This window comes from Pseudomonas quasicaspiana (genome assembly GCF_021147825.1).
GTDB classification, from domain to species: Bacteria; Pseudomonadota; Gammaproteobacteria; order Pseudomonadales; family Pseudomonadaceae; genus Aquipseudomonas; species Aquipseudomonas quasicaspiana.
The window spans coordinates 107,169-129,022 of the sequence record NZ_JAGTPI010000003.1; the positions used below are offsets into that span (position 1 = coordinate 107,169).

21 protein-coding genes are annotated in these 21,854 nt (G+C 53.4%); 14 read left to right on the top strand and 7 right to left on the bottom strand.

The window, feature by feature from the left end; genetic code table 11:
- Positions 1 to 48: 48 nt before the first annotated feature.
- From KDX30_RS03800 to KDX30_RS03855, 12 genes are all read left to right on the top strand, one after another.
- Positions 49 to 1,278, top strand: coding sequence for a lipopolysaccharide biosynthesis protein (locus tag KDX30_RS03800; protein WP_231675007.1), 1,230 nt, complete (start codon positions 49 to 51; stop codon positions 1,276 to 1,278).
- A 45-nt stretch (positions 1,279 to 1,323) separates the two neighbouring features.
- Positions 1,324 to 2,607, top strand: coding sequence for a hypothetical protein (locus tag KDX30_RS03805; RefSeq protein ID WP_231675008.1), 1,284 nt, complete (start codon positions 1,324 to 1,326; stop codon positions 2,605 to 2,607).
- Positions 2,608 to 2,655: 48 nt separating this feature from the next.
- Positions 2,656 to 3,777, top strand: coding sequence for an N-acetyl sugar amidotransferase (locus KDX30_RS03810; protein ID WP_264760199.1), 1,122 nt, complete (start codon positions 2,656 to 2,658; stop codon positions 3,775 to 3,777).
- Positions 3,774 to 4,388, top strand: a complete 615-nt coding sequence (hisH, locus tag KDX30_RS03815) for an imidazole glycerol phosphate synthase subunit HisH (RefSeq protein ID WP_231675010.1) — start codon at positions 3,774 to 3,776, stop codon at positions 4,386 to 4,388. The genes KDX30_RS03810 and hisH overlap by 4 nt, the downstream gene beginning before the upstream one ends.
- Position 4,389: 1 nt before the next feature.
- The gene (locus KDX30_RS03820; protein WP_264760192.1) at positions 4,390 to 5,175 is read left to right on the top strand and encodes an AglZ/HisF2 family acetamidino modification protein; all 786 of its coding nucleotides are present in this window, start codon (positions 4,390 to 4,392) and stop codon (positions 5,173 to 5,175) included.
- Between the two features lie 32 nt (positions 5,176 to 5,207).
- Positions 5,208 to 6,242, top strand: coding sequence for a polysaccharide biosynthesis protein (locus tag KDX30_RS03825; RefSeq protein ID WP_231675012.1), 1,035 nt, complete (start codon positions 5,208 to 5,210; stop codon positions 6,240 to 6,242).
- Between the two features lie 2 nt (positions 6,243 to 6,244).
- On the top strand, positions 6,245 to 7,363 hold the full coding sequence (gene wbjC, locus KDX30_RS03830; protein WP_231675013.1) for a UDP-2-acetamido-2,6-beta-L-arabino-hexul-4-ose reductase: 1,119 nt from the start codon (positions 6,245 to 6,247) through the stop codon (positions 7,361 to 7,363).
- A gap of 23 nt (positions 7,364 to 7,386) precedes the next feature.
- Complete coding sequence (gene wecB, locus KDX30_RS03835) at positions 7,387 to 8,517, top strand: non-hydrolyzing UDP-N-acetylglucosamine 2-epimerase (protein ID WP_231675014.1); 1,131 nt, start codon at positions 7,387 to 7,389, stop codon at positions 8,515 to 8,517.
- Positions 8,518 to 8,531: 14 nt separating this feature from the next.
- A complete protein-coding gene (locus KDX30_RS03840) occupies positions 8,532 to 9,788 on the top strand; it encodes a glycosyltransferase family 4 protein (RefSeq protein WP_231675015.1) in 1,257 nt (418 codons plus the stop codon).
- Positions 9,785 to 10,762, top strand: coding sequence for a UDP-glucose 4-epimerase family protein (locus tag KDX30_RS03845; RefSeq protein WP_231675016.1), 978 nt, complete (start codon positions 9,785 to 9,787; stop codon positions 10,760 to 10,762). Before KDX30_RS03840 ends, KDX30_RS03845 begins: the two co-directional genes overlap by 4 nt.
- Entirely contained in the window at positions 10,759 to 11,769 is a 1,011-nt protein-coding gene (locus KDX30_RS03850; protein ID WP_231675017.1) for an MraY family glycosyltransferase, read from the top strand. Before KDX30_RS03845 ends, KDX30_RS03850 begins: the two co-directional genes overlap by 4 nt.
- Before the next feature lie 105 nt (positions 11,770 to 11,874).
- Positions 11,875 to 13,881, top strand: coding sequence for a polysaccharide biosynthesis protein (locus KDX30_RS03855; RefSeq protein ID WP_406643717.1), 2,007 nt, complete (start codon positions 11,875 to 11,877; stop codon positions 13,879 to 13,881).
- Between the two features lie 90 nt (positions 13,882 to 13,971).
- Here the strand turns inward: KDX30_RS03855 and pseI are convergent, their stop codons facing one another.
- Genes pseI through KDX30_RS03885 form a run of 6 tightly spaced genes read right to left on the bottom strand, consistent with a single transcriptional unit; the run spans position 13,972 to position 18,811 of the window.
- Complete coding sequence (gene pseI, locus KDX30_RS03860; protein ID WP_231675018.1) at positions 13,972 to 15,063, bottom strand: pseudaminic acid synthase; 1,092 nt, start codon at positions 15,061 to 15,063, stop codon at positions 13,972 to 13,974.
- Positions 15,060 to 15,617 (bottom strand): UDP-4-amino-4,6-dideoxy-N-acetyl-beta-L-altrosamine N-acetyltransferase, encoded by a 558-nt coding sequence (gene pseH / locus KDX30_RS03865; RefSeq protein ID WP_231675019.1) that lies wholly within the window; start codon positions 15,615 to 15,617, stop codon positions 15,060 to 15,062. The genes pseI and pseH overlap by 4 nt, the downstream gene beginning before the upstream one ends.
- The gene (gene pseG, locus KDX30_RS03870) at positions 15,614 to 16,771 is read right to left on the bottom strand and encodes a UDP-2,4-diacetamido-2,4,6-trideoxy-beta-L-altropyranose hydrolase (RefSeq protein WP_231675020.1); all 1,158 of its coding nucleotides are present in this window, start codon (positions 16,769 to 16,771) and stop codon (positions 15,614 to 15,616) included. Before pseG ends, pseH begins: the two co-directional genes overlap by 4 nt.
- Positions 16,729 to 17,430: a pseudaminic acid cytidylyltransferase gene (pseF, locus tag KDX30_RS03875; RefSeq protein ID WP_231666984.1), complete on the bottom strand. Its 702-nt coding sequence runs from the start codon at positions 17,428 to 17,430 to the stop codon at positions 16,729 to 16,731. The genes pseG and pseF overlap by 43 nt, the downstream gene beginning before the upstream one ends.
- Positions 17,427 to 18,587 (bottom strand): UDP-4-amino-4,6-dideoxy-N-acetyl-beta-L-altrosamine transaminase, encoded by a 1,161-nt coding sequence (gene pseC, locus KDX30_RS03880; protein ID WP_231666985.1) that lies wholly within the window; start codon positions 18,585 to 18,587, stop codon positions 17,427 to 17,429. The genes pseF and pseC overlap by 4 nt, the downstream gene beginning before the upstream one ends.
- Positions 18,588 to 18,589: 2 nt before the next feature.
- Positions 18,590 to 18,811, bottom strand: coding sequence for a polysaccharide biosynthesis protein (locus tag KDX30_RS03885; protein WP_231675021.1), 222 nt, complete (start codon positions 18,809 to 18,811; stop codon positions 18,590 to 18,592).
- A 456-nt stretch (positions 18,812 to 19,267) separates the two neighbouring features.
- Here KDX30_RS03885 and KDX30_RS03890 point away from each other — a divergent pair, with 456 nt between their 5' ends.
- Positions 19,268 to 19,600, top strand: coding sequence for a ComEA family DNA-binding protein (locus tag KDX30_RS03890; RefSeq protein WP_027897973.1), 333 nt, complete (start codon positions 19,268 to 19,270; stop codon positions 19,598 to 19,600).
- 258 nt (positions 19,601 to 19,858) lie between these two features.
- Positions 19,859 to 21,133, top strand: coding sequence for a beta-ketoacyl-ACP synthase II (gene fabF, locus KDX30_RS03895; protein WP_231675022.1), 1,275 nt, complete (start codon positions 19,859 to 19,861; stop codon positions 21,131 to 21,133).
- Here the strand turns inward: fabF and KDX30_RS03900 are convergent, their stop codons facing one another.
- Positions 21,134 to 21,697: a TetR/AcrR family transcriptional regulator gene (locus tag KDX30_RS03900; RefSeq protein ID WP_231675023.1), complete on the bottom strand. Its 564-nt coding sequence runs from the start codon at positions 21,695 to 21,697 to the stop codon at positions 21,134 to 21,136.
- Positions 21,698 to 21,854 lie beyond the last annotated feature (157 nt).

Here is a 21,854-nt window from a genome sequence, read left to right on the forward strand (position 1 = left end):
AAGGCGTTTACGCCCTTACCTAAGCCATGAGCGAGAGATGAGAGCCGGATGTACCGTTTAATCAATGTGGGACTACGTGGGCTGACTTTGTTGAGCAAATTTTTGCTCATATTTTTCCTCGCCAAATTCTTGGCGGCCGACGCGGTAGGGCTGTACGGTCTTCTCTCTGCGGGGATCGGCTACGGTATTTATGTGCTGGGGTGTGAGTTCTACAATTTTGCCAATCGTGAGCTCATCGGTTCTGAGCGCAGTGCCTGGCTGCGTCTGATCAGAGATCAGGCTGTACTGTATGTGCTGCTGTATATGTTGTTTTTACCTGTCTTGGTTGGTGTGTTCTGGAGGGGATGGCTTCCCTGGGCTTTTTTTTCCTGGTTTTTGCTACTTCTGCTACTGGAGCACATAGCGCAAGAGGCTAATCGAATACTGGTGGCAACCTCTCAGCAACTGCTGGCGAGTGTAGTGCTATTCCTGCGCAGTGGCCTCTGGTGTCTCGTTGTCGTGTTGCTCATGTGGGGGAGTCAGGAAGCGCGAACACTTGAGGTTACATTGGCTGCCTGGGTCTTGGGATGTCTGGTCGCCTGTGGGGTAGCGCTCTACAGTTTTTCCCATATGGACAAAAGTGAACTTCGGTTGCCAATTGACTGGGCATGGATTCGTCGGGGTGTAGTTGCCGCATTACCCCTTCTGGTTGCAAGCCTGGCCGTGCGAGGTATTTATACCTTTGATCGATACTGGGTCGAGCATGTTGCGAGCTTGCACGTATTAGGTGCGTATGTTTTGTACATCGGTATGGCTACCGCCATACTTTCTTTCCTGGATGCTGGTGTTGTGGTGTTTTTTTTCCCAAAACTCGTTCAGGCCGCCAAGCAAAAGCAGGGCGTATTGTTCGAAAAGGTCATGCGAGAGTTAGCAGTCAATGTGGGCTTGGTGGTAGTGGTGCTGTCCTTTTGCTGCTGGCTGTCTAGCTTCTGGATTGTGCAGTGGCTTAACCAGCCCGTGTATCAGGAAAACATCGCATTGTTGTATTGGCTGCTAGGCGCTACGTCCCTCTATGGGCTGAGCATGGTGCCCCACCTTGGGCTCTACGCGTATGGAGAGGATAAACAAATCTTGTACGCGCAGGTGTTTGGACTTCTGGTGTTCATTGGAGTCGCTTATTTCGCCGCAGACTGGGGGGCCGTGTCTGTGGCATGGGCAATGACCAGTGCTTTCCTTGTGGTCCTTGCATGGAAAACATTCGCTTATCACAAATTGCAGAAGCGAATCAGGGCGTTTTGAGGATGCTTTATGCTGTGAATTTAAACGATGAAAGGGGCCCAACTGATGGTGAGTAAATTACAGCTGCGTTACATGGCTGAGTATCTGCTGGCGACCCAAAATGAAATCGCTGTTGATATCAACTTGTATACGCTGTGCGGTGTAAAGCCTTGTGAGTTTGGCTACGCGCCTCGCCCTAGTAGGCTTCTGAGATTTTCCGCAAAAAAGGCGTTGCTCCGTCATTGTGTCAGTGGTTTCAGGTTTTTCTGGGGCAAGGGAGGCGCTTGGCTGTTTTTTTGCCTTGAATGGTTTCGTTTTAGCTTAATGCTACGCAAAGCTGACGCTGTTCATCTGGATGTAGGCCAAGAGTTTGCGCTGGGGTTTTCTTCCCGGGCAATGGATCTGATTAATCCAAAATCCGTCGGCAAGGAGCTTTGCTGGATTACTTTTCCTTGGGTTCCAGCGAGGCTGGAGGGTAAGAAATCGTTCAGCTTCCTCTCTTTACTTACGCCTAAGGATCTTTTGACCGCTTTACTACTGTCGACAAAATCAGTACGGAAGCTCAGCGTCAGGTCGCGTACAACCGACTGGTCGCTCCAGGGATACACGGCTTATCGATGGTTTGCTGTTCGTCTGGCTTTGGAAAAGCTGCGTGCTCGTAGGCTTTACACCGCAGATCACTATGATCGCTGGGCATTGCTGGCTGATGGCGTAATGTCAAGCCGGAATAAGGTTTCAACGGGCATTGAGTCCGTGTGTGGTCTTGTGGTTTTGCAGCATGGTTTGCTTGCCTCGCTGGACGGAGGTGACATCAGCCAAGAGCTCCCCTTTAAACTGGCAAGCAAGCTCAGGAGCGTCACGCAGCTATATGTATTCGATAACGACGCCAGAAATATCTTCAAGAGCAGTATTTTGTCACCCCTTAGTCCATTAAAGGATAAGTGTATTAAGTTATATCAGCCTCTCATTGACATTGTCCAAGTTGACGGAGCGCGAAAAGTTAATGTTTTATTTGTTGGGCATCCCTTTTGCGAGGAGTTGCATATAAATATCTATAAAGCTGTTACAGCTTGTTTCGATGTTGGGTTTTATTACAAGCCTCACCCGGCTAATCCTTGTAGTGATCAAGTGAGAGAGCAAGATTGGCGTATAGTTGAGGATAAAAGTATTTTTCCTTCAGTAGACTTTGTCATTTCCTACCCGTCGACGCTGGTTGGGGAGTATGCCGCAGTCGGCATATCCGCCGTTGTGCATCCCCTTAATCAGAAAAACGAACAGTACAACATCTTGACATCTACTATTAAAGACAAATTAGAAAGTTTGGCTTGCGAAAAAAAAATCACTCAATAAAATTGACGTTTTTCAGTTGGGGCGAATATGAACACAAACAGCTACCGCATGTGTTCTCGGTGCATAATGGACAGCAGCGATCCGCATATTCGCTTTGATGCAGAAGGGGTATGCGAATACTGCCAAAACTTTGACGCGGTGATCCGCCCAAATTGGCACACGGATTCCCGGGGTGAGGCTGAGCTGATGAAGCTCGCCGAAAAGATAAAGAAAGACGGTCAGGGCCGTGACTTTGATTGCATTATCGGCTTGAGCGGTGGGCTCGATAGCTCCTATGTCAGCTATCTGGCCAAAGAGAAAATGGGCCTGAGGCCCTTGCTGTTTCACGTCGATGCAGGCTGGAATACCGATCAGGCCGTCGGCAATATCGAGAAACTGGTGGATGGCCTGGGTCTCGATCTCTACACAGAAGTTATCAACTGGGAAGAGATGAAGGACCTGCAAGTGGCCTTTCTCAAGGCGCAGGTTTCAGATCAGGATCTCCCACAAGATACTGCCTTTTTTTCGGGGCTCTACAAATTTGCCAAGGCGCACAAGATCAAATACGTGCTCACCGGGGGGAATTTCTCCACGGAATGCTGCCGTGAGCCCGAAGAGTGGGGGGGATACCCCGGGATCGACAAGCGGCTGCTCAAGGACATTCACTCCCGATTTGGCAAGCGCCCGCTCAAGACATTTCCTATAGTGGATATCCTTGTCTACAAGCTTTATTACCGCTACATATTGGGCATGGAAGTCGTAAAGCCTCTCAACCTGGTCCCGTACATCAAGCAGGATGCGGAGAATACGCTTGAGCGACTGTTTGGCTGGAAACGATTCCAGCACAAACACCATGAATCCCGCTTCACCCGGTTCTATGAAGATTACTGGATGCCAAAGAAATTTGGTTTCGAGAAGCGCCGTGCGCATTTCTCAAGCCTGATCATGACCGGCCAGATGACGAGGGAAGCTGCGCTTGAACGGATTTCCAGGCCTGAGCTGGATGAGCAGTTCCTGTCATCGGAGTTCGAGTACGTCGCGAATAAGCTCGATTTGACGGTCGATGAGTTGCAGTCGATTTTCAACGGGCAGAACAAGACGTGCCTTGACTATAAGAACAAGCGATTCCTGATTGGCATTGGTGCTCGGGTGATGAGTGCGCTGGGTCTGGAAAGAAGATTGTTCAGATGATTACGATAATTGATTACGGCTTGGGAAATATTCAAGCTTTCGTGAATGTTTACAAACGGCTGCATATTCCCGTACAGGTTGCGAATACGGCGCAAGCATTGGCTGGTGCACAGAAGCTCATCCTGCCAGGCGTTGGCGCGTTCGATCATGCTATGGAGCGACTGGACGCTTCTGGTATGCGTCCGATTCTTGATCAGTTGGTGTTGCAGGATAAGGTGCCCGTACTCGGGATTTGCGTGGGTATGCAGATGCTTGCCAACTCCAGCGATGAAGGGCGCTTGTCCGGCTTGGGGTGGGTCCCCGGTCGTGTGCGTTCGTTCAGGTCAGTCGCGGGGCTGGAGACTATCGCTTTGCCACACATGGGCTGGAACGACGTATCTTCAGTCAACGAGAACCCGCTGTTCAAAGGGTTTGAAGACGAAGCACGCTTTTACTTCCTGCACTCCTTCTACTTCGAGTGCCAGCAGAGTGCGCATGCGGGTGCCTCGTCGAACTACGGCCTGGATTTCAGCTGTGCGGTCTCTCTAGACAATGTCTACGGTGTTCAATTTCACCCCGAAAAGAGCCACCACTTTGGTGTGGGCCTTTTGAAAAATTTCGCGGAACTCTGAAATGCTTAGACCTAGAATCATTCCCTGCCTGTTAATCCAGGACGGCGGGCTCGTGAAAACGGTTCGATTCAAGGAACCCAAGTACGTTGGCGACCCTATCAATGCCGTGAAGATTTTTAACGAGAAAGAAGCCGACGAGCTCATCGTTATTGACATTGATGCGACGGTTAACAACCGGGAACCTGACTACAAAAGGATTGCCAACCTGGCGGCCGAATGCCGAATGCCGCTTTGTTACGGCGGCGGCGTCCGGACTCCCGAGCAGGCCAGGGCCATCATTGCTCTAGGTGTTGAGAAGGTTGCGATCAGTGCTGCTGCGCTGGAAGACCCGTCTCTGGTGACGCGTATCTCGGCGGAGGTCGGCAGTCAAAGTGTGGTAGTGGTACTCGATCACAAGCAGCGAATGCTGAGCCGACAGCAAGACGTCTGGACGCATAACGGAACTCGCAACACGAAGCGCTCCGTGCTGGACGTTGCCCGAGAAATGGAAGCCGCAGGTGCGGGCGAGATCGTCATTAACTCCATCGACAACGACGGTAAGATGAAGGGGTATGACATCGCCTTGGCGACTCAGCTTCGTGAGGCAGTCAGCATTCCAATTACGATCCTTGGCGGCGGTGGGTCGCTGGAGGACATGCACAAGGTGGTCGCTGCGTGTGGAGTTGTGGGCGTTGCTGCTGGTAGTTTTTTTGTCTTCAAGGGCACCTATCGGGCTGTATTGATCAGCTACCCCAGTGCCCAGCAGAAAGACGATCAGGTTTTTTCAGCGATAACGTCCCGCCAGTAGCTGGATCGCCGACCTTATTTTCAGGAAACATTATGTTTAGCGGAAAAAAACTTCTCATCTCAGGCGGCACCGGCTCTTTCGGCAATGCTGTCCTAAAGCGTTTTCTCGACACAGACATCGCTGAAATCCGGATCTTCAGCCGTGATGAGAAAAAGCAGGACGACATGCGCAAGCTGTACGCCAGCAGCAAGCTCAAGTTCTACATTGGTGACGTGCGTGATTACCAAAGTGTTCTTAACGCTACGCGTGGGGTTGATTACATTTTCCATGCCGCTGCGCTCAAGCAGGTTCCGTCATGCGAATTCCATCCCATGGAGGCGGTCAAGACCAACGTCATTGGTACCGAAAACCTGTTGGAAGCCGCCATTCAGAATGAGGTTCGCCGTGTCGTTTGTCTGAGCACCGACAAAGCGGTGTATCCAATCAACGCCATGGGGATTTCCAAGGCAATGATGGAAAAGGTCATGGTTGCGAAGTCTCGTAATGTCGACGATACCAAGACGGTGATCTGCGGTACGCGTTACGGCAACGTCATGGCGTCACGTGGCTCGGTGATTCCGCTGTTTATCGAGCAGATTCGTGCAGGCAAAGAGCTGACGCTCACTGATCCCAACATGACGCGTTTCATGATGACGCTTTCGGATGCTGTGGACCTGGTTCTGTATGCTTTTGAACACGGAAACAACGGCGATCTGTTTGTGCAGAAAGCTCCTGCAGCTACTGTCGAAACATTGGCTAAGGCGCTGACCAGTCTGGTGGGTAAACCCGACCACCCAATCCAGGTGATCGGCACCCGGCATGGTGAAAAACTGTATGAAGCTTTGTTGAGCCGCGAAGAAATGGCGTGTGCTGAAGACATGGGTGAGTACTACCGTATTCCGCCGGATCTACGTGACCTGAACTACGCCAAGTTTGTAGAGCAGGGTGAAACCAGAATTTCATCCACTGAAGACTACAACTCACACAATACCGAGCGTCTGGATGTTGAAGGTATGCAGCGATTGTTGCTGAAGCTGGACTTCATGCAGGCTATCCAGCGTGGCGAAAACGCCATCCCGGAGGAGTAAGGATGAAAGTCCTGATTACCGGCGCCAATGGATTTGTCGGCCAGAATCTCGTTGCCCGTCTCGGTGAGCGCACCGACGTGGAAGTGCTCAGCTATACCCGTGCAGACAGTATGGACAGCCTTCCGGAGCTCGTGGCACAGGCTGACTTTGTATTTCATCTGGCAGGCGTCAATCGCCCTCAGGATCCTCAAGAGTTTCGTACCGGTAATACCGACCTGACCACGGCGTTGTGTAATGCTGTTGCGGCTTGTGGCAGACCTGTGCCTGTTTTGTACACCTCGTCGATTCAGGCCGGACAGGAAAACCCGTATGGCAGCAGCAAACGGGGTGCTGAAGAGGCACTTCTGGCATTGCATGAAACACATCAGGTGCCGGTGTTCCTGTTCCGCTTGCCCAATGTGTTTGGTAAATGGGCGCGTCCGAATTACAACTCAGCTGTCGCGACGTTTTGCCACAACATTGCTCGCGATCTGCCGATTACCATCAATGATCCGTCTGCGTTGATATCTCTGGTTTACATTGATGACGTTGTTAGCAGGTTCATGGCGATCATGGACGGTACGTCCGTAGACGAGCCTTTTGTCAGTGTCGAACCTGAATATTCGATCAGCGTCGGCGATCTCTCTCAGCAATTGCATGCCTTTCGCGACAGTCGCCAGTCTATGGTCACAGAGCCGGTAGGCACCGGATTGGTTCGGGCGCTGTACTCGACCTATCTCAGCTATTTGCCTCCCGAGCGATTTACCTATGAGGTCCCGCGCCACGCTGACCCACGTGGCGTTTTCGTGGAGATGCTCAAGACCCGCGATTCCGGCCAGTTCTCCTATTTTACGGCGCACCCCGGCATTACTCGCGGCGGGCACTATCACCATTCGAAAACTGAAAAGTTTCTGGTCATCAAAGGCAATGCCTGTTTTCGTTTCCGTCACATTATGTCTGGCGAGTTCTATGAGCTGTTTACTACAGGTGAGCAACCACAGATCGTTGAAACCGTACCTGGCTGGACGCACGACATCACTAATGTCGGCGATGGCGAAATGATTGTGATGCTCTGGGCCAACGAAATTTTTGATCGCGAGCATCCGGACACTTTTGCCCGCCCCGTCGGTACCGAAGCCTGAGCCGCTGTTGACAGGATATTGAAATGAAAAAGCTGAAAATTGTAACCGTCGTAGGCACACGACCAGAGATTATTCGTTTGTCGCGCGTGATGGCGGCCCTGGATGAGCACTGCGATCACATTCTGGTGCATACCGGCCAGAACTATGACTACGAACTTAACGAGATATTTTTTCAGGACCTCGGCATACGCAAGCCTGATCACTTCCTCAATGCCGCGGGCGCCAGTGGTGCAGAAACCATTGGTAATGTGATTATTTCGGTTGATCGCGTACTGGCTGAAATCGAACCCGAGGCTCTCCTTGTGTTGGGGGATACGAATAGTTGCATGGCTGTATTGCCCGCCAAGCGCCGCAAGATCCCGACCTTCCATATGGAAGCCGGCAACCGCTGTTTCGATATGCGTGTGCCTGAGGAAATCAATCGTCGTATCGTCGATCACACGGCTGATATCAACCTTACCTATAGCACCATCGCCCGTGACTACCTTCTGCGCGAAGGGCTTCCTGCCGATAGGGTGATCAAAACCGGTAGCCCGATGTTTGAAGTACTGGGTTACTACCGTGAGGGGATCGACAACTCTGATGTCCTGACGCGTCTCGGCCTTGAGCCTGGAAAGTTCTTCGTGGTCAGTGCGCACCGGGAAGAGAACATCGACTCGGACAAAAACTTCCTCAAGCTGGCTGATGTGCTCAACACGGTAGCTGAGCAGTTTGGACTGCCGGTTATTGTGTCGACGCATCCTCGGACACAGAAGCGTTTTGACGCCATGGGCGTCCAGTTTCACGCCAATGTACGTCTGTTGAAACCTTTAGGGTTCAAGGACTACAACAAGCTCCAGCTGGAGTCCAAAGCCGTACTGTCCGACAGTGGCACCATCAGCGAAGAGTCCTCCATCCTGAACTTTCCTGCACTGAATATCCGCGAGGCGCACGAGCGTCCTGAAGGTATGGAGGAGGCGGCGGTGATGATGGTCGGACTGGAAACCGAGCGTGTGCTGCAAGGGCTTTGTGTTCTTGAAAGCCAGGGCCGAGGCGACGCACGTAGCTTGCGTCTGGTCGCTGACTACAGCATGCCCAACGTTTCGGACAAGGTCGTGCGTATACTGCATAGCTACACCGACTACGTGAATCGCGTCGTCTGGAAGCAATACTGATTCGAGTAGTAAGCATGTGTGAAAGCAGTTTGAGAGTTCTGGTCGTTACGCAGTATTTCTGGCCGGAGAACATGCGGATCAATGACCTGGTTCGCGATCTTTCGGAAAAAGGCCATCAGGTTACCGTACTGACCGGGTTGCCCAATTATCCTGAAGGAACCGTATTCGAGCAGTTTCGCGAAAACCCTGAAGCATTCAGCGCCTACTGTGGCGCTGAAGTGGTGAGGGTACCGCTGATCCCGAGGGGTAAACGCAGTATCAGCCTGGCGCTGAATTATCTTTCGTTCTTTGTCAGCGCCTCGACTCTCGGCGCGTTCAAGCTTCGTAAGCGCGAATTCGATACTGTCTTCGTCTATGCCGTATCACCCATCATGACTGCCATTCCTGCACTGGTGATCGGGCGGCTAAAGCGTGCACCTGTCTTTGTCTGGGTACTGGACTTGTGGCCTGAGACATTGCGTGCGGTTGGCGTGCTCAAGCAGCCAATGCTCCTGGGGCTTGTCGGCAAGGTTGTGTCCTGGATTTACAACCGTACGGATTACTTGCTGCTGCAGTCTCACGGATTTATCGAGAACGTTCGACGCTATTGCACCCGACCTATCAATGACGAGCGTCTGGTCTACTTCCCCAGTTGGGCTGAAGACGATTTCTCGTCTTCTACACCACCGGCTTGCGATCTGATTAAGCCGGATTCGCAGGCTTTCACTGTTGTTTTCGCCGGAAACCTGGGCGACGCTCAGGACTTTCCTGCGGTACTGAATGCCGCCGAGTCGCTGCGTGGAAGTGTATCCGTGCGGTGGGTAATCGTTGGTGATGGGCGAATGAGCGAATGGATTGCTGAGCAAGTCGCGTCTCGTCAGTTGGATAATGTGCACTTGCTGGGGCGACATCCGCTAGAGGCGATGCCGGGCTTGTTCGCACAGGCCGATGCCTTGTTGGTTTCCCTGAAAACCAATGATGTGTTCGAAAAAACCATTCCGGGAAAAGTCCAGGCCTATCTGGCTTCCGGTAGACCTCTGCTCGGCATGATCAATGGTGAAGCGGCGCGAGTGATAAAGGAGTCAGGTGCAGGCTTTGCCTGTGACTCCGGAGATGCACAGGGGCTGGCTGCCATTACTCGCTCGCTGGCCGATGCATCGAAGGATCGTCGCGACGATATGGGGCAGGCGGGCCGCCACTATTACGAGCAGCACTATGCCAAGGGCAATCTTTTGATGCGCCTGGAATCCCTATTTCGTGATGCAACCCTTCGCAAGGCAAGCCCGCAATGAGTACTGCAGTTTTATTGACCGGCGCCACCGGTTTTGTTGGTAATGCATTGCTGAACAACCTCCTCAAGCGCGGCGACAAAGTCGTAGCCGCTGTACGTGACTCCTCTGCAGCGCTCGACCCGCGGGCCTCCCTTGAGTACATCTCAGGCCTGGATGGCAAGACCGACTGGAGAGACTGTCTCAAGGACGTGCAAGTGGTGATCCATTCGGCCGCGCGCGTGCACGTGATGAATGACACCGAAGCCGATCCGCTGGCAGCTTTTCGCGTTGTCAATGTCGAAGGTACCCTTAACCTGGCTCGTCAGGCTGCGGCAGCAGGCGTTCGGCGCTTCATCTTCATCAGTTCCATCAAGGTCAATGGCGAGGGCACTGCGCCAGGCGAATGTTATCGAGCAGACGACACTCCAGCTCCCGCCGACCCGTATGGTATTTCCAAGATGGAAGCGGAGCAGGGGCTGCGCGCTCTGGCCGAGCAAGTGGGTCTGGAGGTGGTGATCATTCGCCCTGTTCTGGTCTATGGCCCTGGGGTCAAGGCGAACTTCCTGTCGATGATGCGTTGGCTGCACAAGGGGGTACCGCTTCCTTTCGGCGCAATCGACAACCGGCGCAGCCTTGTAGCGCTGGATAACCTGATCGATCTGATCCTTACCTGCATGACGCATCCTGCCGCTGCCAACCAGACGTTTCTGGTCAGTGACGGCGAAGACCTGTCGACAACCATGTTGTTGAAACGCATGGCTCGTGCTTTGGGAAAAAGTGCGCGTTTGCTGCCGGTTCCGTCTGTGTTGCTTGTATGGGCCGCGACCCTGTTGGGAAGGCGGTCGCTGTCCCAACGACTTTGCGGGTCTTTACAGGTCGATATTGAAAAAAACCGCACGTTATTAGGCTGGACGCCCGTGGTAAGTGTTGACGAGGCTTTGTCTATGGCTGCCCGTCCCTTCCAGAAGCATGCACAGGAACACGCAAAGAAATGACTCAATGGTGGCTTGTTCCGCTGGTACTGCTGGCGTCGTTATTGATGACTGCTGGCTTGCGCCGGTACGCGTTGGCAAAAAGTATCATCGACATTCCCAATGCTCGCAGTTCCCACGCGATCCCAACCCCCCGAGGCGGCGGCGTCGCCATCGTGCTGGCGTTTCTGGTGGTACTTGCTGCGCTTGGCCTGAGTGATCTTGCCGACTCCCGCTCAGTGATTGGTTTGGCTGGCGCTGGTGGCCTTATCGCAATCATCGGCTTCATGGACGATCACGGGCATATCGCTGCTCGCTGGCGTTTGCTGGGTCATTTCACTTCAGCCGCCTGGGGCCTTTACTGGATGGGCGGCCTTCCGCCACTGTTGATGTTCGGTCATGAGTTTAATCTAGGGTGGATTGGCGCAGTTTTAGCGGCTTTCTATCTGGTCTGGGTACTCAATCTTTACAACTTCATGGATGGAATCGATGGTATCGCCAGCGTTGAAGCCATCTGCGCTTGCCTGGGTGCTTGCGTGATCTATTCGATGGCCGGACATGCGGAGATGATTGCCCTGCCATTGCTACTGGCTGCTGCCGTGGCCGGTTTCCTGTTCTGGAACTTTCCTCCGGCACGGATTTTCATGGGGGATGCGGGAAGCGGTTTCCTCGGCATTATTCTGGCCATGCTTTCACTGCAAGCCGCTTGGGCCGAACCGTCCCTGCTTTGGTGCTGGTTGATCCTGCTGGGTGTATTCATTGTTGATGCGACAGTGACACTGATTCATCGCTTGATAAGGGGTGAAAAGGTGTACGAGGCTCATCGCTCGCACGCGTATCAATTTGCGACGCGCCGGTTTGGACGGCACCTACCCGTGACCCTCGCAGTAGCGGTGATAAATATCGTCTGGTTGCTGCCTCTGGCCATGGCCGTCGGGGTATGGGGGATGGAGGGTACGACTGCATTGATCCTTGCTTATGCTCCCCTGGTCTTTCTGGCATTCAAGTTTTCAGCCGGAGCCGCTGAATAAGTTGGCGTATGCTTTGTAATAAAATTGCTACATGGCGGTTTTTTCATCAACTCTGTGTCTGTTGAAATCGTACAATGCGGCACGGAGTCTGTTGGAAGCAGAGGGATGATGATGACGTTACGTTCGCGAATGCTCGGTCTTTCGCGCAAGAACAAGCGAATTGTGCAGGTTGGCGCCGACATCGTGCTGATCTGGGTCGCGTTGGCTCTTGCCTTCGTTGTGCGCCTGGGTTTCGACGCAGCTTACGCACCTATCTCGAATCACCTCTGGCTGTTTGCCACTGCGCCCATTTTAACCATTCCCATTTTTATCCGTTTTGGCATGTACCGCGCGGTCATGCGTTTTTTTGGCAATGATGCGCTGATCACCATTGGCAAGGCAGTCAGCCTTTCTGCGCTTGTGCTGGCGCTGTTCGTCTATTGGTATAGCGACCACAAGGTGGTCGTTCCTCGATCAATAGTTTTCAACTACTGGTGGCTTAGTCTCGTCATGATCGGTGGCTTACGCTTGATGATGCGCCACTATTTCCTGGGCGACTGGTTCATGGGGAACCTGCACGTACCATTTGCCGCACGTAGTGACGGCCTGCCTAAAGTCGCGATCTATGGTGCTGGCGCTGCTGGCAATCAACTGGTCGCAGCGTTGCGAATGGGACGGTTGATGCGTCCTGTGGCGTTTATCGACGATGACGACAATCTCAGTAAACGTATCATCGCCGGGTTGCCGGTATACAAGCCTAAACATATCCAGCAGATGATCGATGCCACGGGTGCAGATGAAATTCTGCTTGCTGTGCCTTCGGCAACGCGTGGGCGTCGTCGGGAAATACTGGGCTATCTGGAAGGCTACCCGTTGCATGTGCGTAGTGTTCCCGGCTTCATGGATCTCGCCAGCGGCCGAGTCAAGGTTGACGATATTCAGGAAGTTGACATTGCTGACTTGTTGGGTAGGGATTCTGTCCCTGCCCAGGACGATCTACTTGAGCACTGCATCACTGGGAAAACCGTGATGGTGACAGGTGCGGGCGGTTCAATAGGCTCCGAGTTGTGTCGGCAGATCCTGATGCTGAAGCCCGCCAGATTGCTGTTATTCGAGCACAGCGAGTTCAACCTCTACAGCATATTCGGTGAGCTCGAGCAGCAGGTTCAGCGCGGCGCGCTGACGGTTGAGGTACTGCCGATCCTTGGCTCGGTACGTTACTTCGAAAAGATGGTCGACGTCATGCGTACCTGGAATGTTGATACGGTCTATCATGCTGCCGCCTATAAACATGTGCCGATGGTTGAGCACAATAGCGCCGAAGGTGTGCTTAACAATGTCATGGGTACTCTGTACACCGCCCAAGCTGCTTTGCAGGTAGGTGTAGCCAACTTCGTTCTGATTTCCACCGACAAGGCTGTTCGGCCGACCAATGTCATGGGTAGTACCAAGCGGCTCGCCGAAATGGTACTGCAGGCACTCAGTCGCGAGCTCGCGCCTGTGTTGTTTCGAGGCAGCAGTAATGTCTCTCGGGTAAACAAAACGCGATTTACCATGGTACGTTTCGGCAATGTGCTGGGTTCTTCCGGGTCTGTGATTCCTCTGTTTCACAAACAGATCAAGAGCGGTGGTCCTTTAACCGTTACTCATCCAAATATCACTCGCTATTTCATGACCATTCCCGAGGCTGCTCAATTAGTTATTCAGGCCGGCTCAATGGGGCAGGGCGGAGACGTGTTTGTGCTTGATATGGGTGTTCCGGTCAAGATCACTGAACTGGCTGAGCGAATGATTCACTTGTCAGGATTGAGCGTCCGCTCTGAACGTAATCCCCACGGGGACATCGCTATACAGTTCACGGGGTTGCGTCCAGGTGAAAAACTTTATGAAGAGTTGCTGATCGGCGATAACGTAGTCCCAACCCGCCATCCGATGATCATGAGTGCTCACGAAGACTTTCTCTCTTGGGACGTTCTCAAGGAGAAGCTCGAATTGCTAATGGACGCTGTGTCGTTAGACGATTATCCACAAGTGAGGAAAATGCTGCGTGAAATGGTTGCCGGTTATTCGCCAGAGGGCGAAATCGTCGACTGGATGTATTTGGAAAGTCAGGAAAAAATAGCGGATCAATGATGCCCTCTTAGGAGCGGTAAGGATCGCGCTTGTGAAAGGCTGCGGTCTATTAGCGCTCTTGCTTTCAACGCCTCGAATAGATCATCGTTTCTACTGCTTATTAATGTCGACGTTCGAGAAACGATTACTTTTGAACTTCACATCCTGATTTCGCACCGGGGTATTCATGGCAATATCCGCAGCAGCGACAGAGCCAATGACCTGATCCAGATACTTCGGTGCCATCCCGAAGCCAGGCCTTACGCTACGCACAGCATCCGCACTGATAATCTCACCAGCCTTGAGATCCTTCACGAAATACAGCGAACGACGAAACTTGACGTTCCCTTGCTCGCTGGCTTTACGACCATAGTCCACACGACCTAACGCGGCCCAGGCCGTCTTACTGTCCCGACACAACGCCATCAGCTCATGAGGCTCCAGGGAGAAACTATCGTCCGGCCCACCACCACTGCGGTCAAGGGTGAAGTGCTTCTCGATGATGGATGCGCCCAAGGCAACACTGGTAATGGCAGTGGTGTTATCGAGGGTATGGTCCGAAAGCCCCGTCACCAGCCCGAAGCGCTTCATCATGTCGGGGAGGGTACGCAGGTTATAGTCTTCTGCAGGCGCAGGATAACCACTGACACAGTGCAGAATGGCGAGTTCTTTGCAGCCGCCAGCACGCGCAGCTTCAATCGCTTCGGCGATCTCTTGCTCATCGGCCATCCCGGTGGAGATGATCATGGGTTTACCGGTGCTGGCGACGTATTTGATCAGCGGCAGATCTACAGCTTCAAATGAAGCGATCTTGTAAGCGGGCGCGCCGAGATCTTCAAGCAGGTCGACAGCCGTTGAATCGAATGGCGAGCTGAATAGAGTAATGCCCACTTGGCGGGCATGCTCAAACAGCGGCGCGTGCCACTCCCATGGCATCTGTGCTCGAAGATACAGCCCATGAAGCGTCTCACCGTCCCACAACCCACCGTGAATTTTAAACTCATCAGCATCGCTATTCAGGGTAATGGTATCTGCTGTATAGGTCTGTAACTTGACGGCATCAGCACCCGCCAGCTTGGCGGCTTCAATGATTTTGAGAGCGGTTTCCAGCTTGCCATTATGATTGGCGGAAAGCTCGGCAATGATATAGGGAGAAGACTCCACACCAATGGTACGGCCTGCTATGGATATCGATGGACTCATGACTTCTCCCCAAACACCTTGACCAACTTCTCCAGAATAACCGGACGCTTTTCCTGCCACTCCGCTGACGACAAACCGAACTGGACGATGCCCACTTGCTCACCCTCGTACAGATGCTGCTTAGGCGGGACATCTTCAATCCTGAATCCAAATTTCTGATGTAGCTTGAGCACGGCAGTATTGAATTCCAGGACTTCGCATCGGAGCTTGTTCAGGGCGAGCTCGCCAAACGCCATATCCAATGCCATGAATTCCATTTTGCTGCCCGTTCCTTTCGGCGCTTCTGGATCGGCATAAAACGCCCATGTGCCAACGGCATCAACCCTTCCAAGATCGCTAAATCCCACCACGCCCAATGGAGCGCCCGAGCACTCATACATGAAATAACGTCGATCCGATTGCCCCTGAAGCGAGCTCCACCACTTCAGGTGTTCAGCGGTAGAAATCACGTGTCTTGAATACATGTTACGCCGAACGCTTTCAGCGTTACGCCACGTCAGTACGCGTTCGAGTTCATCCTGACGAATCGCTCTCAACATCCCCAGGCTGCTCACTGCGCTATCTCCACACCCGTTAGTCGCTCCAGAATACTGCTGACCTTGCTCGCACCTGCACCGTCAGTAATGCCCGAAGCGGCGGTGGTCATGTTATTCAGAAAGCCAGGATCACTAAGTGCACGTTCAATGCACTGCGATAATTGATCGCCAAGTGGCTCCTCGGACGACAGCAGGTGAGCTGCGCCCGCAGACGACAGCAACGAGGCGGCATATCGTTGGTTATCGGCCAATATCAGCATCAGCGTAGGCAGGCCAAGACAGCATCGTTCCCAAGACGTAGATCCAGCAGCGCCTATGGCCAGATCGGCAGCGCACATCTGGCTGGCCATCTCCGAAACGTTCTCAAGGACACTGGTTCTCCAGGGCATGCGCGCTGCCCGCTGGCGAACAGCATCCAGCCACGGCGCAGTCGTCCCCATCACGACAACGATTTCAGAATCCTTGGGGAGCGGGCTTTCGCAAAAGCTATCTAGAACCCGCTCCGTGACATTGTTGCTGTCGACTCCACCGAGACTGATCAGGATACGTTTCAGTCCGCTGTTTTTACGCCGCTCAAGTGACATTTCCCGCAGCCTTGAAAAGTCAGGGCGAAGCAGGGCGTATTCACTGCCGGTCAGTATTTTGCATTCTTCGGGCACCAGTGCCTGATAGTCAGACTCGGGACGTCCGTAGGTCTGGTCCAGCAGCACATCGCAGCAGTGGTTGCGAGTGGCCAGATCGTCGATGACGGCCAATCTTGAATAGTGAGATTCAAGAAACGACTGCCAGCGATAATCGATCCCGTAATGATCAACGATTATCCAGTCATATGGGTTATCCCCAAGAGCGCTCTTGCACGCCGACGCATCACTCTCCTGAGTGGCCCCCAACCATTGCAGATACTGGGCGCCGGGATGAGCCGATACTTCAGAGCAAGGCGCTCCCAGGTTAAAGACAGGAAACCCTTGATCCCGAATAAACCCAATCAGGTTTCCAGGATGCTCTCGGCATAGAAACTCACAAACGGAGCCTCTTTCCTTGAGGGCATTAGCCAATGTCAGACAGCGCATCACATGGCCGCTGCCCATTTCAAGGGAGGCATCGACCCTGAACATGACCCTCATCGGCTTCACTTTGCCGTATCCACGGCATTCATCACCTTGAACATCCATTCCGCACGCACCCAGTCCTCAAGGGTATCGATGTCTTGCACGCGGTGTCTTGCCAGTTTTACCGCAGCCGAGTCCTGACTGAAGACCATCTTGCCTTCAAGCCAGGCACTCGCCTTGCCCCAATAGAATTGGCCAGCATCGTGATAGGTCTCTTCAAGGTCTTGAGAGCGGGTATTGAAATGTTCCGGGTTAAACATACTCACGCGGTCAGCTTCGTCCAGGCGTATCGCACGCTGGATCGGGAAGGGATAACTGGTGACCGAGAATGCATAGTCACTGCCGGTCTCTTCCAGCACATTCAGACCTGCCTGAAGATCCTCCGCGGTCATGAAAGGCGCTGTCGCGTAGATACAGCACACGTGCGTTACCGCGACGCCACTCTCCAGATGCCATTGCACAGCATGGGCGACTATCGGAATAGTGCCGGTGTAATCGTCCGACAGTGCCTCCGGACGCATGAATGGCGTAGTTGCCCCGTATCCACGCGCCACTTCGGCAATCTCTGCATCATCTGTAGAAACGACAATCTGATCAAAACAGCCGCTCTTGAGGGCTGCCTCGATCGACCAGGCAATCATTGGCTTGCCGCAGAACATTTTGAGGTTTTTGCGAGATATACGTTTGCTGCCACCGCGAGCTGGTATCACTGCTAGTTTCATGGGTAAAGCGCCTTTCTCAAGGCGGTGACAACCTCGTCCTGCTGGTCAAAGGTCAGGGTCTGGAACATCGGAATACTGATAGCTTCGCGATAGTATTTCTGGCTTTCTGGAAAGTCGTCTGGCAAGAAGCCCATTTTTGCGAAGTAGGGCTGCTTATAGACAGGAATGTAATGCAGGTTTACACCAATACCCTGAGCACGCAGAGATTCGAATACTTGACGATGAGTCGTTGCCAGTTTCTCAAGCTGTAGGCGGATGATAAACAGGTGCAAGCCTGAATAGCCTTCTGGGTGCTGCCACGGGAGAGTAATTGGCAAATCAGTCATCAGCTCGCAATAACGCTCTGCCAGACGATGTCGACGAGCAACGTATTCGTCCAGGCGCTTCATCTGGCTTACACCCAGCGCAGCCTGTAACTCCGACATCCGATAATTGAATCCAAGATCGACCTGCTGGTAATACCACGGACCGTCCGACTCTTGGGTCATCTGTGCCTGATCACGAGTAATCCCGTGGCTACGTAGTAATCTCATTCTTTGCGCCAGCTTCGAATCGTTGGTGGTAACCACCCCTCCCTCCGCAGTGGTAATGATCTTCACCGGGTGAAAGCTGAACACCGTGATATCGCTGTATTGGCAATTTCCAATGGGCTTGTTTTGGTATTTGCCGCCAGTGGCATGGGACGCATCTTCGATGACCCGAAAACCGTAGCGCTTTGACAGCGCATGAATGCGCTCCATGTCACAGGGTTGACCGCACAGATGCACAGCAACCAGGACTTTGGGTAGCTTGCCTGTCAGTTCAGCCGCCAGCAGTTTTTCCTCCAGCGCCTTCACATCCAGGTTGTAAGTGCGTGGATCGATATCGACAAAATCAACCTGTGCACCACAGTGCAGCCCACAGTTGGCCGAGGCCACGAATGTAATAGGCGTGGTCCAAAGCAAGTCTCCTGTTCCAAGACCAAGCGCCAGACAAGCTATATGCAACGCAGAGGTTGCACTGTTGACTGCAAGTGCATGCTCTGCATGACAATAATCAGTAATCGTTGATTCAAACTGCGGAACCATAGGTCCCTGAGTGAGGAAGTCGGACTGCAGAACGCTAACTACGGCATCGATATCGGCCTGGGTAATATCCTGGCGACCATAGGGAATCATAGTCAGGACCCGGCATCATTTTTCGGTACTGCACGAATGACAGAATCAATGAAATAGTGCATGCACGGTGCTTTGAAGGTCTGCTGCATTTCGTACTGCTTGATCTCATCATGAGAGAGAATGATCAACTTCTTGGGCGTGTAACGGCTCAAAAAAGTCTGAACGTATTTCTTGCCGAACGACCCAGTGCCACCGGTGATGAGAATGGTCTTATCGTTGAACATCTATCTATCCTGAAAAGAAGTCTTGGATGTGTTCGGCCTGACAGTTGATTGCGTCGTCATTTGCGATCGCATCGTCATAGGTGCCCCTGCTGCACACCTTACTTTAGCCATGGACGTAGATCACATCGCATTGTCTGCCTCAGCCAGCGGCAGTATATCGGCATCTTCGTGATGCGCCCGGTTGATGAACGGCTTTTTGCTTTCCCAGTCCACGCTAAGCGGCCCTTGTCGGAGCGTTTTCATGATCGTAAAAAAGTGTTTTTTCAGTCCCTTCACGGCGTGGTTTGTAGCCTCGTGTTGCCAGAAAACGGTGTCCGTGTCCCTGTAATCTCTATCGGCTCGTCAGGGTAATAACTTGACACCCTTGCCTCAATTGACACCTCAAGACCCTGAACTAGGTTTGAGTGGCGACTCAAGGAATGTCGCACTCAATCATGATGTTACGGAGTGTTCCACATGCGTAAAGCTTTTCTTTCCTCGTTGTTATTCGCGTTTTTAACCAGTGCTTCGGTTGCTGTAACCGCTGCACCGGCAATGCCTGCGGAAAAGAATAATCCCATGGCCCCAGCTGCCATGCAGGAGCAGATGACACCCAGGGTCAACATCAATACTGCCGAAGCGGAAACCCTGCAGAAGCAACTGTCGGGCATCGGCAAAGGCAAGGCTGAAGCCATCGTTGCCTATCGCGAAGCCAACGGTGAGTTCACCTCGGTGGACGAGTTGATTGAAGTCAAAGGCATTGGCAAAGCCCTTCTGGACAAGAACCGGGACAGACTCGCGGTCGAGTAACCTTCGTTAATTCCTTCTGATCAGGCCGGTCCATGACCGGCCTTCCTGTCATCCCCGCTTTTATTTCCGCCTTCTGCCAAACCTGGCAAGCGTCAGTCCTCCTGATCCTTTTGGCCTTCTTGACACATCAAATGCTGATCGACATACAATGATTTAAATTACGTATGTAATATAAATATGGTATTCGATTGGGGATTTCAGAATGAGCACCACCCACGCAAGAGGCGTCAAATCTTGAACACCGAGGCACAGATCACTATGAAGGGTCCACGAATCGTCGTGACGGGAATGGGGTTGGTTACACCTTTGGGCACTGGCGTCGAAGTCGTATGGCAGCGTTTGCTGGACGGGCGCTCCGGCATTGTTCGGCTCAGTGAAGAGGTCGTTGCCGATCTGCCGGGCAAGGTGGGTGGTCGCGTACCGCTGATGGCTGACGATCCAGAAGCCGGTTTCGATGCCGACAGCGCGGTGCCCGCCAAAGAGCAAAAGAAGATGGATCGCTTCATCGTGTTTGCCCTCGCTGCTGCCAAAGAGGCGATTACGCAGGCGGGCTGGGTCGCCGATAGCGAAGAAGCCCAAGAGCGTACGGCGACTATTATTGGCTCGGGTATTGGTGGTTTCGGGGCGATTGCCGATGCGGTGCGCACCACCGACAGCCGCGGGCCGCGGCGTTTGTCTCCGTTCACGATCCCCTCGTTTCTGGTCAATCTGGCGGCGGGTCATGTTTCCATTCAGCATGGTTTCAAAGGACCGCTGGGCGCGCCGGTGACGGCGTGTGCTGCGGGTGTCCAAGCCATTGGCGATGCGGCGCGAATGATCCGCAGTGGCGAAGCAGACATTGCTATTTGCGGTGGGGCAGAGGCAGCGATTGATCGGGTCAGCCTGGGAGGTTTCGCTGCAGCCCGGGCCTTGTCCAGTGGCTTCAATGAAACGCCAGAGCGGGCCTCACGACCCTTTGATCGTGACCGCGACGGTTTTGTGATGGGCGAGGGCGCCGGGATTCTGGTGATTGAATCGCTGGAACACGCCTTGGCCCGGGGCGCTAAACCGATTGTAGAGCTGGTGGGCTATGGCACCAGCGCGGATGCTTATCACCTGACGGCTGGACCGGAAGACGGCAGTGGTGCTCAGCGGGCCATGGGCGCGGCCATTCGCCAGGCGGGGATCAAGCCAGAACACATCCAGCATCTGAATGCTCATGCCACTTCCACGCCGGTCGGTGACAAAGGAGAGATGGCCGCCATCAAGGCACTGTTTGGCGATCAACACTCGATTGCAGTGACGTCGACTAAATCGGCGACCGGGCATTTGTTGGGCGCTGCGGGTGGGATCGAGGCGATTTTCACGGCGTTGGCGATTCGCGATCAGATCGCTCCGGCTACCCTGAATTTCGACAATCCTGATGAAGCCGCAGCCGGTCTCGATATTGTCCACGGCGCAGCGCGGACCATGGCCATCGAATACGCCTTGTCGAACGGTTTTGGCTTCGGTGGCGTCAATGCCAGCGTGTTGTTCAAGCGCTGGCAGAACTGATCAGGACTCGGTGTTCTGCTGTTTCAGAAAGTCACGTGTGGTGTCCAGGATTCGCGCTGAAAGAGCCGGATCCTGAGTGCTGCGCGACAGCATCAAAGCGCCGACCAGAGCGGACAGCATTACCACGCTTTGCGCGTCGGCATCAGGCCCGCCGAGTGCTTCTTGCAGCAACGCCAGACGCGACTCGATCAGCTCATCGGCGATCGGGCTGGCCTGGCCGCGCTGACCGAGCTCCGACGCCATGGTCGGCATTGGGCAGCCTTTCTCGGGCGCATTGCGATGTCCCTCGGATAAATACATATCGATAAAGGCGCTCAGGCCATTCTCTTTTTCGAAGGCTTGTCTGGTGCGCTCGTTGGCTTCGTCCGCCGCGCAGCGCATCGCGTTTTCGACCAGGTCATCCTTGGATTTGAAATGCGCGTAAAAGCCGCCATGGGTCAGCCCCAATGCTTTCATCAGTGGCTGCAGCCCGGTGGCACCAATCCCGTCGCGACGAAAGCGTGCCGAGGCTTCGTGAAGAATGCGTTCGTGAGTCTGGGCTTTGTGATCGTGCGCGTACCGCATGCAATCCTCCTGATACTTTGGGCCTTGATATGTTGGTCGACATTTTTACATGGATGAGGCGTGCGCGGAGCGTAAATCTCCTCAGCGGTCGCGCACTCTGGAGCGACCGGGGGTGGTATTCCACCGAGCACCCTAACGGTTTGGACACCGCGCCACC